Source organism: Microbulbifer sp. ABE4_465 (assembly GCF_056160765.1).
This window is the reverse complement of record NZ_JBSWXV010000001.1, coordinates 167,386-181,283: the sequence shown is the minus strand read 5'-3', so window position 1 is coordinate 181,283 and position 13,898 is coordinate 167,386. Positions and strand designations below refer to the sequence as shown.

At 56.6% G+C, this 13,898-nt stretch carries 12 protein-coding genes and 1 tRNA gene; 4 read left to right on the top strand and 9 right to left on the bottom strand.

What is annotated here, in order from left to right:
• Positions 1-178: 178 nt before the first annotated feature.
• The 6 genes from clpP to ACXAG1_RS00765 all read right to left on the bottom strand — a co-directional run bounded on the left by clpP (position 179) and on the right by ACXAG1_RS00765 (position 8,473).
• Positions 179-823, bottom strand: coding sequence for an ATP-dependent Clp endopeptidase proteolytic subunit ClpP (gene clpP, locus ACXAG1_RS00790; protein ID WP_475093297.1), 645 nt, complete (start codon positions 821-823; stop codon positions 179-181).
• 219 nt (positions 824-1,042) lie between these two features.
• Positions 1,043-2,356: a trigger factor gene (gene tig, locus ACXAG1_RS00785; RefSeq protein WP_475093298.1), complete on the bottom strand. Its 1,314-nt coding sequence runs from the start codon at positions 2,354-2,356 to the stop codon at positions 1,043-1,045.
• A gap of 195 nt (positions 2,357-2,551) precedes the next feature.
• Positions 2,552-2,636: transfer RNA gene (locus ACXAG1_RS00780), tRNA-Leu, on the bottom strand.
• Positions 2,637-2,810: 174 nt separating this feature from the next.
• A complete protein-coding gene (gene fadA / locus ACXAG1_RS00775) occupies positions 2,811-3,986 on the bottom strand; it encodes an acetyl-CoA C-acyltransferase FadA (protein ID WP_475093299.1) in 1,176 nt (391 codons plus the stop codon).
• A gap of 11 nt (positions 3,987-3,997) precedes the next feature.
• On the bottom strand, positions 3,998-6,154 hold the full coding sequence (fadB, locus tag ACXAG1_RS00770) for a fatty acid oxidation complex subunit alpha FadB (RefSeq protein ID WP_475093300.1): 2,157 nt from the start codon (positions 6,152-6,154) through the stop codon (positions 3,998-4,000).
• 459 nt (positions 6,155-6,613) lie between these two features.
• The gene (locus tag ACXAG1_RS00765; protein ID WP_475118631.1) at positions 6,614-8,473 is read right to left on the bottom strand and encodes a beta-ketoacyl synthase; all 1,860 of its coding nucleotides are present in this window, start codon (positions 8,471-8,473) and stop codon (positions 6,614-6,616) included.
• A gap of 284 nt (positions 8,474-8,757) precedes the next feature.
• Between ACXAG1_RS00765 and ACXAG1_RS00760 the strand changes: the two genes are divergently transcribed.
• Positions 8,758-9,744, top strand: coding sequence for a GlxA family transcriptional regulator (locus ACXAG1_RS00760; RefSeq protein ID WP_475093302.1), 987 nt, complete (start codon positions 8,758-8,760; stop codon positions 9,742-9,744).
• A gap of 44 nt (positions 9,745-9,788) precedes the next feature.
• Here ACXAG1_RS00760 and ACXAG1_RS00755 read toward each other — a convergent pair whose 3' ends face one another.
• Both ACXAG1_RS00755 and ACXAG1_RS00750 read right to left on the bottom strand, forming a co-directional pair.
• Positions 9,789-10,334, bottom strand: coding sequence for a class I SAM-dependent methyltransferase (locus ACXAG1_RS00755; protein WP_475093303.1), 546 nt, complete (start codon positions 10,332-10,334; stop codon positions 9,789-9,791).
• 176 nt (positions 10,335-10,510) lie between these two features.
• Positions 10,511-11,014: an Hsp20 family protein gene (locus tag ACXAG1_RS00750; RefSeq protein WP_475093304.1), complete on the bottom strand. Its 504-nt coding sequence runs from the start codon at positions 11,012-11,014 to the stop codon at positions 10,511-10,513.
• Between the two features lie 187 nt (positions 11,015-11,201).
• Here ACXAG1_RS00750 and thpR point away from each other — a divergent pair, with 187 nt between their 5' ends.
• On the top strand, positions 11,202-11,792 hold the full coding sequence (thpR, locus tag ACXAG1_RS00745) for an RNA 2',3'-cyclic phosphodiesterase (protein ID WP_475118630.1): 591 nt from the start codon (positions 11,202-11,204) through the stop codon (positions 11,790-11,792).
• A gap of 102 nt (positions 11,793-11,894) precedes the next feature.
• On the opposite strand, the gene ACXAG1_RS00740 is transcribed toward thpR, so the two are convergent.
• Positions 11,895-12,932, bottom strand: coding sequence for a hypothetical protein (locus ACXAG1_RS00740; protein WP_475093306.1), 1,038 nt, complete (start codon positions 12,930-12,932; stop codon positions 11,895-11,897).
• Between the two features lie 255 nt (positions 12,933-13,187).
• Between ACXAG1_RS00740 and ACXAG1_RS00735 the strand changes: the two genes are divergently transcribed.
• Together ACXAG1_RS00735 and ACXAG1_RS00730 are read left to right on the top strand one after the other, a co-directional pair.
• A complete protein-coding gene (locus ACXAG1_RS00735; RefSeq protein ID WP_475093307.1) occupies positions 13,188-13,499 on the top strand; it encodes a hypothetical protein in 312 nt (103 codons plus the stop codon).
• A gap of 16 nt (positions 13,500-13,515) precedes the next feature.
• A complete protein-coding gene (locus ACXAG1_RS00730; protein ID WP_475093308.1) occupies positions 13,516-13,869 on the top strand; it encodes an HPF/RaiA family ribosome-associated protein in 354 nt (117 codons plus the stop codon).
• Positions 13,870-13,898 lie beyond the last annotated feature (29 nt).

Genomic DNA, 13,898 nt, shown 5'->3' with positions numbered 1-13,898 from the left:
GTTCATATCCAAGATGCGGTCTTTTGGCAGGATTTTCAAGCTTTTTTATTCTCTCCTCCGGGCGGGGCTATAGCGCCGCCCTACGGCTTCTGCAACTCAGATTCAGAATCCGTAGGACAACACTCCCTGACCCTAAGGTATTTTAGGGTTTTGGTGCGCACAGAGCGCCGAACCGGTATTACTTACCCGGGCCCTGGCGATGCGCCAGCACGTCATCTACCAGACCATACTCCTTGGCCTCATCGGCGCTGAGGAAGCGGTCACGGTCGGTATCACGCTCGATATCCGCCACACTGCGGCCGGTATGATGGGCCATCAACTCGTTCAGGCGCGCGCGGATCTTCAGGATCTCCTGAGCGTGAATATGAATATCCGAGGCCTGCCCCTGCGCACCACCGCTGGGCTGGTGAATCATCACTCGGGAGTTCGGGGTGGCGTAGCGTTTGCCTTTCGCACCCGCAGTCAACAGGAAGGCGCCCATGCTGCAAGCCTGGCCAATACACATGGTGCTGACATCCGGCTTGATGAACTGCATGGTGTCATAAATGGACATGCCCGCAGTCACGGAACCACCCGGGGAATTGATGTACAGGTGGATATCTTTATCCGGATTTTCCGCCTCCAGAAACAACAGCTGCGCGACCACCAGGTTGGCCATGTGGTCTTCCACCGGACCTACCAGAAAAATCACGCGCTCTTTGAGCAGGCGGGAGTAGATATCAAATGAACGCTCCCCTCTGGCAGTCTGCTCCACCACCATGGGAACCAGGCCGCCGGTGGCGAGAATGTCTTTGGAATTAATGGGATTATCAAAATATGCCATGGATACGATGCTTCCTTTTTCGGCGTATTAGGCGGATCAGAACGCATGTGCTCAAAAAAGACACACTTCTGAAAAATTCGCTCAACCTGAGCTTAACTGCTCGACAGCAATAATGCCAGATTGACACAGGCGCCGTAGAAGGTGCTGTCGAACATTCAATACTCGCAAACAAAAACGGCCACCCGAAGGTGGCCGCTTTCAGCTGCTCGCGGGAGCGAATCAAGACTGCTTCTGCGGCTTAATCACGTCGTCGTAGCTGCTTTCAACGTCGCTGACTTTTGCCTTGTCCAGCACGAAGTCTACAACCTGATCTTCCAGTACTACGGACTCAACACCGGCCAGCAGTTCGCGGTTATTCAGGTAGTACTCAACCACCTCTTCCGGCTGCTGGTAGGTAGAAGCGAGCTCTTCCACTTTGGCTTTTACGCGGTCGGCGTCAACGGAAAGCTTGTTTTCCTTGACGATTTCACCAACCACCAGACCCAGCACAACGCGGCGCTTGGCCTGATCTTCAAACATGGTGTCCGGCAGCATTTTTGCCGCGTCTTCCGGCTTGATCTGACCGCCGAACTGCTGAACCATCTGGCCGCGCAGGGTTTGCACTTCGCCAGCAACCAGTGCTGCCGGAATTTCTACCTGATGCTTTTCGAACAGCTGATCCATGACCTGAGTCTTGACCTTGTTCAGAGCAGCATTTTTCAGTTCGCGCTGCATGTTGCCACGCACTTCTTCGCGGAACTTCTCTTCACCGCCCTCTTCAACGCCGTAACCGGCGAAGAATTCGTCGTTCAGTTCTGGCAGTTCAGGCTTTTCAGAAGCGGTTACCTTGATGGTGAATACCGCAGCCGCACCTTTCAGGTTTTCAGCTTGGTAATCTTCCGGGAAAGTGACTTCCACTTCTTTCTCTTCACCGGGCTTCATGCCGATGATGCCGTCTTCGAAGCCAGGAATCATGTTGCCGGAACCCAGTACCAGCTGCTGACCTTCGGCTTTGCCGCCTTCGAATTCTTCACCGTCTTTGCGGCCAACGAAATCGATGGTCACGCGGTCGCCCTTCTGGGCTTTACGCTTGGTTTCTTTCCAGCTGGACTGCTGCTTGCGCAGCACGTCGATCATGTTGTCCACGTCCGCGTCAGTTACTTCAGCGGTCGGGCGCTCAACGGTAACCTCAGACAGGTCAGCCAGCTCCACTTCCGGGTACACTTCGAAAGTCGCTACGTATTCCAGGTTTTCACCTTCGGTGACGTTTTTGGCTTCGATGCTCGGCTGGCCAGCCGGCTTAACCTGCTCTTTCTGAACCGCGTCGTAGAAGGAGCGGCTCATTACTTCGCCCAGAACTTCCTGACGAACACCAGCACCAAAACGCTGACGCACAACCTTCATCGGCACCTTGCCTTTACGGAAGCCGTTGATGCGCACGGTCTTGGCCGCTTGCTGAAGGCGCTTGTCTACTTCCTTATCAACCACTTCTGCCGGCAGATTGACAGTTAAGCGACGTTCCAGACCGGAAGTTGTTTCGATGGAAACCTGCATGTTAATCCTCGTGAGACTCTTCTCTTCACTGAATGCCGGACTACGGGAATGCATGCCCGCCACCAGCGATTAGCGTTGTGCCGAGTTTATTCGGCCGCCAAATACAAACAGCCCGCGCCACTGCCTCCTCACCCTGCGCGCCTGAGGCTTGCGCAAAGGAGGTGCCGAATGAGCACGGACTGCAAAATTCCTAGTTGGTGGGGACGGAGAGACTTGAACTCTCACACCTTGCGGCACCAGAACCTAAATCTGGCGTGTCTACCAATTCCACCACGTCCCCAACGTCATGCTCGCCGGTAACCCTTTGATTTCCCTGCATTTTTAGAGGAAAACAGGTTGCACGTCCAGCGAGGGGAGCAGATTGTGCCACAGCGGGCACAGGGCTTCAATAAGTACGCCCAAAACAATCGGGGCGCCCGCAGGCGCCCCGATCTATCGCGTCAGTCGTTGCGACTTACACGCGCTCGACAATGGTGGTAATCCCCTGCCCCAGACCAATACACATGGTCGAGACACCGAGGTCGCCGCCTTCGTTTTGCATGACCGACAACAGCGTGCCGGTGATCCGCACACCGGAACAGCCAAACGGGTGCCCCAGGGCGATAGCGCCGCCGTAAAGGTTTACCTTGTCGTCCATTACGTCCAGCAGGTTCAGGTCCTTCAACACCGGCAGCGCCTGCGCCGCAAAGGCCTCATTAAGCTCTACCTTATCGATATCCTCGATGGTTAGGCCGGCACGCTTCAGTGCGTTCTGAGTGGACGGTACCGGGCCGTAACCCATAATGGACGGATCCACACCCGCCAGGGCCATCTCGCGCACCTTGGCGATCGGCGTCAGGCCAAGGGCCTGGGCACGCTCGGCAGACATCACCAACATGACGGAAGCGCCGTCGGTAATCTGCGAGGAGGTGCCCGCGGTTACCTGACCGTGCTTCGGGTCAAACGCTGGCTTCAGTTGTGCCAAGCCTTCCGCAGTAGTGTCCGGGCGAATGGTCTGATCGGTTTCCACCAGAATCGGTACACCATCTTCGTCGTGACCTTCGATCGCGATGATTTCACGATTGAACTTGCCTTCTTTAGTCGCCTTCGCAGCTAACTGGTGAGAACGGGCACCGAACTCGTCCATCTGCTGACGCTGGATGCCGTGCATCATCGCCAGATATTCGGCGGTCATACCCATGGAACCGGCAGCCTTGGCCATATTGCGGCCCAGCATCGGGTTGGGGCTCACATGTTCCATCATGTTCAGGTGACCCATGTGCTCCACACCGCCCACCACATACACATCACCAACACCGGCCTGGATATTCGCCGCTGCAGTGTGCAGCGCCGACATAGAGGAGCCGCACAGACGGTTTACGGTCTGCGCCGGAATGGTGTGGGGCAGGCCCGCGCGCAGCAGAATAAACCGCGCCACATTGAAGCCCTGCTCGTCGCGCTGCATCACACAGCCCCAGATCAGGTCATCAATTTCTTTCGGGTCCAGCTTGTCATTGCGCTGCAGGAATTTTTTCAGCAGTTCCGCGGACATATCGTCCGCACGCACGTTGCGGTAAACACCGTTCTTGGATCGACCCATGGCGGTACGCGCATAGTCGACGATTACGGCATCTCTAGGATTCAGACTCATGGAAACTCTCCTTACTTGTCGCCGTAGTAGGTTTTGCCGCTGGCAGCCATTTCACGCATACCTTTGGTCGGCTCGTACAGCGGACCCAGGTCACTGTGCTTCTCGGCCATCTTCACGAAGGTGTCCAGACCAATGCTGTCCAACCAGGCGAAGATGCCACCGCGGAACGGCGGGAAGCCGATGCCGTAAATCAGTGCCATGTCGGCTTCCGCCGGAGAGCTCACGATACCCTCTTCCAGACAGCGCGCCAGTTCGGTCGCCATCGGCACCATCATACGCTCAATGATTTCGTCGTTTTCAAATTCGCGACGGTCAGCAGCGTGGGGCTTGAGCAGTTCGTAAGCCTCTTCGGTAGCGACTTTTTTCGGGCGACCTTTTTTATCTTCTTCGTAAACGTAGAAGCCTTTGCCGTTTTTCTGGCCGTAGCGACCCGCTTCGTACATCACATCGGAAGCCGCGGTAAAGGTTTTACCCATACGCTCCGGGAAGCCTTCCGCCATTACCTGCTCAGCGTGTACACCGGTATCGATGCCAACCACATCCATCAGGTAAGCCGGGCCCATCGGCCAGCCCCAGCGCTCCATGACCTTATCGACGGCCTGGAAGTCCGCACCGTCGCGCACCAGCATGGCGAAGCCCGCGAAGTACGGAAACAGCACGCGGTTAACCAGGAATCCGGGGCAGTCACGCACCACGATGGCTTTCTTGCCCATCTTGTTGGCATAAGCCACAACCCGTGCAATAGCGGTTTCGGACGTTTTCTCACCGCGAATCACTTCCACCAGCGGCATTTTATGTACCGGGTTGAAGAAGTGCATACCGAGGAAATTTTCCGGACGGGACAGCGGCTCGGCCAGGGTATCGATAGAGATGGTAGAGGTGTTGGACGCGATCACCGTATCGTCTGAAACCTTGGTTTCCACTTCTTTCAGCACCGCGTGCTTTACCTTGGGGTTTTCCACCACGGCTTCGACAACAATATCAACATCATCGAATCCGTCGTAGCTCAGGGTCGGCTCAATGCGATTCAGCGTCTCCGCCATTTTGGCGGGGGTCATACGGCCACGATCGACCAGCTTAGTGAGCAGTTTGCCCGCTTCTTTCAGACCCAGGTCGATACCGTCCTGAGCAATATCCTTCATTTTGATCGGCGTACCTTTATAGGCAGACTGGTAGGCAATACCACCGCCCATAATGCCGGCACCCAGTACTGCGGCGCGCTCAATATCCTTATCGGACTTTTTCTCCCAGCCTTTTGCCACTTTGCCAACTTTCTGATCATTCAGAAACAGTCCCACCAGAGATTTGGCGGTTTCGGTCTGGGCGCTGGCAATAAATTGCTGCTGCTCGATTTTCAGTGCTTCGTCGCGATCGACTTTGTAGCCCTGCTCGATGGAAGTCACCGCATTGACCGGAGACGGGTAATTGCGACCGGCCTGCTGACCAACAAACGCCTTGGTGGTAAAGAAGGCCATCAGCGCTTCAGTGTCGTTCAGCGGAATCGGAGACTTTTTGTTCTCGCGACGCTGCATGTAATCCAGCTCGCCAGCGATGGCGCGGCCAAGCAATTTCAGTGCGGCGTCTTTCAGTTTGTCGGTAGGAACAACAGCATCCACCGCGTGGGCAGTCAGTGCCGCGTCCGGGCGCTGCTCTTTACCGGCGGCGATCCACTCGGCCGCCACGTCCACGCCAACCACGCGCGGCAGGCGCACGGTGCCACCCCAGCCCGGGATTAGGCCCAGCTTCACTTCCGGCAAGCCAACTTTGGCCTTGTCGCCCATTAGACGGAAATCACAACCCAGGCAGACTTCGAAGCCGCCACCCAGCGCGTAACCGTTGATCGCCACTGCGGTGGGGAACGGGAGGTCTTCCAGGCGGTTGATGTTCTCGTTGTTTTTGTTCATCAGCTCGGCGATGCCTTCCGGACCCGCGGAGAAAGCTCCGCCGAATTCGGTAATGTCGGCACCGACGATAAATACATTCTTGCCACTGGTCAGCAGCAGACCTTTGATATCGCCCGCTCTTTCAATCGCATCCAGAGCGTCGGAAAATTCCGATACCGTGAGACGATTGAATTTGTTGACGGATTCGCCTTCCAGATCGAATTTCAGTTCCGCGATGCCGTTGTCCAGCATCTGCACGGATAGCGCTTTGCCACTAAATAACATTATTGACCTCATTGATTGGTGACCCGGTGTCATTGCGGTCAATGTACCGGTCCGGGGGTCGGGTTGTGCAAGACTGAGATTGGACTCGCCGCAAACAGCGTGCGGCGAATGTGTTGCCGGTTGATGACGCACTGTCCGAAATCAGTCAACGCGCCAAGTATAGCCAGATTCAAACGTGTGTTTGAATACCATTTCTGCCATATCCACTGTCCGGTTTGGTGCATACGAGTGCAAATATTGTGGTCACGCACGGATTCCGATCAAAATTTGACCCGCTCGTTCACAAACCGGGAATTATTTTCTCTATGAGCACCACCCCGACAACGGCGGTGTGCGCAGCAAGCATAGCGGGAAATAGGGAGGACAGTGTGGAGAGGTCGCCTGGATATTCGGTCGAAACCGGTCAGCATTTACTGGGGCGGCACAGGCCTTCAACAGAAGACATGTGCCGCTACCGAATCAGACCATATCCGCGAAGGGGTTCTCGGCGTCCAGGGAAATGGCACCAGCGCCACCAGGCAGGGTCAGGTTGTGCGCATCCATTTCGATAGCAGACTCCTCGATCAGACCCTCACCGAATCGATAGATGGCGTTGAGGTCGCCACGACTTGCCTTGGCGTCATAAGCGGCGGACTGCTCGGCAACGGCTTCGTTGCGCTTCTGATAGGCGGTAAACGCCGCCTGACCGTGGCGCTTGGCCAGCATACGCTCGGTGATATGAGGCGCGAGCACGCTGGCGGTTGCATTATTGCCACCGAAACCCTTGGAATTCAGGAAGGCGACATCCAGAGATTTGGGGTCGCGCTCAACATGACTCATGGACAGCGCCAGGTGTTCGTGATGCACATCGTCCGCAATCCGATCGATGGTGGTGATACCCGGCAAAATACCGCGATCAAACATGCCCAGACTGGTAATCAGCTGATCGCCACTGGCAGCCGCCACGGTGTGACCCACAAAAGCTTTCACCGCACATACCGGCCAACCTTCAATACCGAAAGCGCCGGCCAGGCGGTCAAAAATCGCCGATTCCGTCACCCGGTTCTGCGGGGTGCTGGAACCGTGCGCCTGCACGAAGCTGCGCTGGCGAAGGCTTTCGTCACCGAGAATTGCACGGACCTCTGCCATGGCGCGGGCCACGGTCAGGTAATTGCCCGGCCCCGGCGCGGAAATGGATTTCTTGGGCCCGTCCGCATTCACAAACACGTTGGCAACGGCACCGTGAATGGGCGCACCGAGCTCCAGGGCCAGCTCATCGTCCATCAACACCACCCACTGACTGCCCTCACCCAGGGTGAAACCACAGTTGTCGCCAAATGGGCGGCTGGCGCGGCGGAAATCGATGTTGTCGCCGAAGATTTTGCGCAGGCCATCCAGGTTCGCCAGTGCACCCATGGTGGCGTAGCCGTCCACCACTTCCGGCACCAGCGGCGCCTCCGCAGCGCCCACCACCGCAACGCGGGCGCGGCCACAGCGAATGTCTTCCACCGCGGAGCGCAAGTTGTAGAGGTAAGAAGCGCAGGCACCGGCAATCGCACCAGTGGTACCGAAGCTACCGAGCACATACGCATTGACGAAGTCTGCCGGCATACTGGTAAGGCCCAGGGCCAGCTGCTTGGAGCTGACGCGACCACCGCGCAGACGCGACTGCAGCAGTCCACCATTGCCATTGGTATCCAGCTGGCTCATGGCAGAGCTGGCATAGACGGAAATATTATCGGGTCCGACCCTTTCAGCCACCTTGTCCCAGTCGATGCCCAGAGACTGCACCGCGTCGGAGGCACCGAGAATCGCAAGCTGCAGGCCGCGGGGGTGGAAGCGGGAATTGTATTGCTCCCCGGGCTCAAAACCCGTGGGCAGCTGGCCCGCGGAGGCCACCGCAATCTCCCGGTGGCTATCAAGCATCACTGACAGGCTGCCGGCGCGGACCTTAACCTTGCCAGTTTCAAGGGTTTCTATCTGCCAGTCGGCGGGCAGCGGATTGGGCAGCTGGCGGGCGGACATTTCGAAGGTAAAGCCGCCATCACTGGACAGTGATGCCGGTTGATGAAAGTGGCACTGGCGGTAATCGTAGAAGCGGGATTCGAGCTCCCGCACCAGGGTGCCATTCAGCACCTGCTGCTCGAGCTCTGCACTCAATGGCCCCCTCGCATCATCGCCCGTGCGCAACCCCATCAAAGCGGCCAGATCGGACAGCACATCGGTGCGCTCCTCAACCCCGAGACGATCCAACACCACGCGCTTGTAGCCGCGATGAAAGGAACTGCGACCAGCGGGATTGAATCCCCCAAACGCAGTAATAACGGGTAGGCGCTGCATCCTGACCTCCAGCCTGATACGGAAATACGAAACGAAATGACCCGATAAATTCGGATGAGCGTCAGTTTAGGGGCTGGCGATTCGGCCTCGTTATGGGCATACTGGCCAGCAATTTTGACCATCTGGCCATTGGCTCCGGGGTGACCCTCCCATGGCAATGGCGCCAGCTTCCGTGGCCGCAGGTATCTGGCGGCGAACGGATTGGATCTCCCCGGAAACCCACCGGTTCCGTTGCGAGTTACACCAGAAAGCCGCAGTAGCGAGTTACCCCAGAGAGTTACCCCATGCCCACCGTTACCTTCCTGCTGATCGACCAGATGCTTTCCACAGGCACCATGCTACCCCTCGAGATGCTGCGCGGGGCGGAGAGCCGGGCCAGGGCCGAGGGAAAGTCCTCGCCCCTTAAACTGGTCACAGCCAGCATCGATGGCGCCCCGGTCAGGTCGCGCTCTGGATTCAGTCTGGCACCCGACCTGGCACTCGCCCAAGTACCCGACAGCGATATCATCTACTTGCCCGCGCTCTGGCGTAATCCGCGCCCGGCACTCAAACGCAGCCAGCCCCTTCTGGATTGGCTGAACGACCAGGCCGAAAAAGGCGCTGCCATAAGTGCTGTTGGCACCGGTGTCTGTTTTCTTGCCGAGGCTGGATTACTGGATGGCAAGCCGGCTACTACGCACTGGCACTACTTTGAGCGATTTGCCGCCGACTACCCGGAGGTAAAGCTAAAACGCCAGTATTTCATCACTCAGGCTGACAAACTGTTTTGCGCAGCCAGCGTAAACGCACTGGCCGATGTCACCGTGCACCTGATTCGCCAGCTCTACGGCCCCTCGGTTGCGAGCCATGTAGAACGCAACTTCTCCCACGAAATTCGCAGACCCTTTGAAGAAATCGCCTATTCCGAAGGCGCGGTGCACCTGCACCCGGATGAAGAAATCGTGCAGGCACAGACCTGGCTCAAGCAGCACTGCAGTGAAGACGTGAAATTGAGTGAGGTGGCAAAAACATTCGACATGAGCGTGCGCTCATTCAACCGTCGCTTCAAGCTGGCCACCGGACAGACACCGCTGCAATACCTGCAAAATGTGCGTGTTGATATGGCCCGGGAGCTGCTTCAGTCCAGCAATTTATCGGTCAATGAAATTGCTGAGAAAGTGGGCTACCAGGATATGGGGCATTTTACTGCCCTGTTTAAAAAATTTCTGTCCACCACCCCGAGTGAATACCGGACTACGGTGCGAGCAAAACTATTCCGGGTTAACACCTGATGATTCGAGTGCGCACCTGACACGCCAGGCAATCACATACACACTCAGTCCCGTCGCCGCAGGAAAATCACATCGGAGCCAATAATTTCAAGATCCGCATCCAGGTGCTTCGCCAACCAGGAAAATGTCTCGGCACAGAAGAAACTGATGTGGGTGGGATCGCGAATATAGTGCCAGCTGGCAAAGCGCTCACGGGAAAGCACCAACTTGGTCATCAGCGCAAGCATCCCGCCCCGATTGACTCGCCGCCACAACGCCTCAATTACTTCACCCGGGGCACTCAGGTGCTCCACCACTTCGGTACTGACAATAAAATCATAGGACCGCTCCAGCACGGAAGTATCAGGCTGATAATAAAGATCGTAGGTCGTCATTTTGTGGCCGGCACGTTCCAGCAGACTAGCCAGTAACGGCGCCGGGCCACAGCCAAAATCCAGTCCTGTCGATCCGTTTGGCAAGGCGGAGATCAACGGTTCGGCACAACGACTAAGAAACCGCTCGTAACCAGAATCCTGCAGATTGTTTTCGTGCAGATCGTAATAGGCTTTTTCTTCAACGGGGGAAAGGTGAAATTGCGGAGGGACATACACTAGCGCACAGCGAGTGCACTGGTAGTACCGGCGCAAACCATCATCATCGACATCTTCGCGAACTTTTTTGCGGCGATCACGATGGTAGAGAAACGGCTGTGCCGCCCGGAGGCGGCACAGGGGGCAGGTGCCAGGAGGCTCCTGCCGGTCTACTTCAGGTTTTTGTGAGGTCACAATCAGGCGGCTTGCTCGCCCTTCTCCTGTTGTCCCTCTGCTGCAACGGCCTTCGGACCTGATGATTTGGACTGCAACAGATTACCGTTGGAAATTTCAATTTTGCGTGGCTTCATCGCCTCGGGGATTTCGCGCACAAGCTCAATGTGCAGCAATCCGTTTGACATCTGAGCACCCACTACACGCACGTGATCCGCGAGCTGAAAACGTCGCTCGAAATTACGCGCAGCAATTCCGCGATGCAGAAAATTGCGCTGATTGTCGTCGACGGGCTTTTTACCGCTGACAGTCAAGCGGTTCTGCTCCATCTGGATATCCAGCTCAGACTGTTCAAAGCCGGCTACAGCCATGGAAATACGGTACGCATCTTCTCCGGTCAATTCGATATTGTACGGGGGGTATGCCGGCTGACTCTGCTCCGTGCTGTGCATGGAGTCCAGCAGGTTAGCGAGTCGGTCAAAGCCGATAGCGGAACGGTAAAGGGGAGAAAAATCGATATTACGCATTGTCATATCCTCAATTCAGAGCAATATTGAAAGAGTGCCTGTACCCTGAGTACCAGGCGGTTGTTTGCCGGTTAAGCACCCCTTATGTGGGTATCCGGCGATTCGGGAACACCTCTGTCGAGCCTGCTCCCTTACCCATAGATATAGGGCCGACCAAATCGGCTTCAAGATCAAAAAATAAAAAAACATGAAAAAAAATGCGCACTCGAATGAGTCACATCGGGATACCGGTCTGGTTCGCCTGTTCATTGGGATCGCACCGGACCGAAACACCCAGCGCTTCCTCGACGGAATTTGTGCCGAAGCCAGGCAGCGCGGTATGCCCAGAAACTGTCGCTGGATCAGCCACAGCAATCGTCACCTAACCCTCGCCTTCCTTGGTGAAACCGATCCTGTCCACCTCGACGCCATCGAGCAGCAGCTGCTAAAAATCGCCGCGCAGTCTGCGCCGCTGGCCGGAAAAATTGTCAGCGCTCATCCCTTCCCCAAAGCCCGCGCACAGCTGTTTGCCGCAGAGCTCCTTCCCTCTCCAGCACTGGCCAAATTACACCAGGCGTGCCAGGTACTCATGCGATCCATCGGCAAAGTACCTGAGCGGAAATCATTTCGTCCCCACTTCACCCTCGCTCGCAGTAATTCCGGATTTTCCCGTCTCCCGCCTATCCCCGCCGACCTCAGTTGCGCACTGGATAACCTTACGCTCTACCGAAGCCTGCTCGCCCCCGGTGGCAGCCAGTATCAACCACTGGTGACCACGCCACTATCGGGGAAGCCCTAGTCCGGGTGAACCTCAGGACACAAAAAAGCCCGCCAGGGGGCTAAACCGGGCGGGCTCTCGCGATCCCCCCCCTGCTCGAGGGAAAAGCAGTAGATTGACCTGCTAGTCGAGTTGCGACAATACGTACTCGGGATACATCACCAGACGCGGGCGCGAAAGGCGCCGGGCGTCAAAAATAAATACGTAGCGCTCTCCATTATCGTCCGATGGAATTGTCCGCCGGAAACGCCAGGAGTTGATTTTGTACGTCTGACGGCCAGCACTGACCGGCGCAATCAACTTGTACTGGTTCTGACCAAGAAACTCGAACTCAATGGAATCCTCACCTGAAGGCTTGAGGGTCAGGTTGCGGAAGGTCTGCTTGCCATCTTCGCCCTCATCGAGCTCACCCAACAGCTTTTCCAGGCGATCGCGCTCGCCGCGCACGTAATCGAGCAACTCCGGGTCTATCTCACGCACGGCTTCCGCCGGTGCTGCATCCTCGGCAATCGGCGCCTCCGCCGGCGCAACTTCCGCGGGCGTCAGCGATGCCAGGGTCGGCTCGGGGATCTTCGGCTGGGACATGGCTACCGCTGGCTGAGCGCTTTGCGCCTGCTCGACCTTCTTCGCCTGAGCCTTGGTCTTGGCCTCCGTCAACATCGACTTTACCAGGGAGTCCACCAGCGCTTGCTGAGTGGCCAACCGAGACTTGCCGCCGGCGACAGACTCGCGCGACTGAGTCAGTCGCTGCTCAAGCTCTGCGAAATTGGACTGGATAATCTCCACCCGTCGATTGCGGCTATCGACGCCGCGTTCAGCCATATCGTGGGCGTGGCGCGCCTTGTGCAGGGCGCGCTCAGTATCCGTGCTGGGCGCACCCTTGTGCTCGCGCTCTGCGGTTTTCAGGGCCACGAGGCTCTGCTGGTAATTATCCCGCGCCTTGCTGAGCGAGTCTTGAGCACGTTGCAGCTTATACTCATAAGCCAGCATTTCGTTCTCGACATCCTCCAGCTCAACCAACCGGTTTTCCTGAACTTGCTCCATCCGTGCAAGCCTGTTCTGCTCCGCGGTCAGCGAAGAAGCTGCCTGCAGCGCCGTATTCCAGCCAATTACCCCCAACAGGCCCGCAATCAACAGCGAGCGGCCACGGTTTACCACCATTGTGAAATCCATTGTTTGATTTTTTACTTCAGGAGAGCACCCGGCGGGAAACCCCTTAACCTGGCGCTCTTGATGTGCCGAGGCACCGATATTCGGCCCCGACCGTATGAAAATCGAGCAACCTGCCGCCAAAAGCCCTCGAAAAGCCCCTGGTCGGCCTGGTGCCGCTCTCACGCACGATTCCTCACGTACCTCGACAAATTTACCCCACTCGTTTTTGTCCAGCAATGACCATGCCAACAAGATTGCAGGGCATTGAGTGACCTGTGCCGCAATTCGCAGTTTTCGCAAGCCGAAAAAGTTCCCCAGGTCCTAGCAATTTTTTATGACATTTTATTGATTCTGGTGCTTGATTTTTTTTCTGAGAATCGCATTATGGATCACAGGGAGTTAATCCTGACCTGGTTGAAAACCGGCCCGAGCGCAAAACATTTTACCGGCTGTTCAAACAGCCACGACTCTGCGACCTCTGGTGACCTATTTTTCAACCCCGTCATTTTCTCCCTACAGGGCGCCCTACCTTCTTTCAGCAAACCGCGCATCGCGGCCTGCATGGACCCTTTATAACCGGAGGTATGTGCCCATGAAATCTGCGCCTTACGATAACATTGTGTTCCGTGACATCGACAAATCTGCATCCCTTGCAGACACGGTATCCAGGAAGCTGGACAAGCTAGAACGTTATTGTGGCGATATCATACGAAGCCGTGTGGTCCTCGAAGCCCCCCATCAACACAAGCACAAAGGAAGGCAATACAAAGCTTCCGTTGAGCTCGCCGTAAGCGGCAACCCGGTCACCATTACCAATGAGAGCGATTCCATTCACCGAGCGGTCAATGGCGCCTTCAACTCGGCCGAACGCTGCCTGAAAGAGCGCGGCGACCGCCGCAAAACCCGTCGCCACCAGATACCGCAGGTAGAGGCCGTCACTGAATAGCGCACCGGATTCAGACCAAGCAGTTGTAA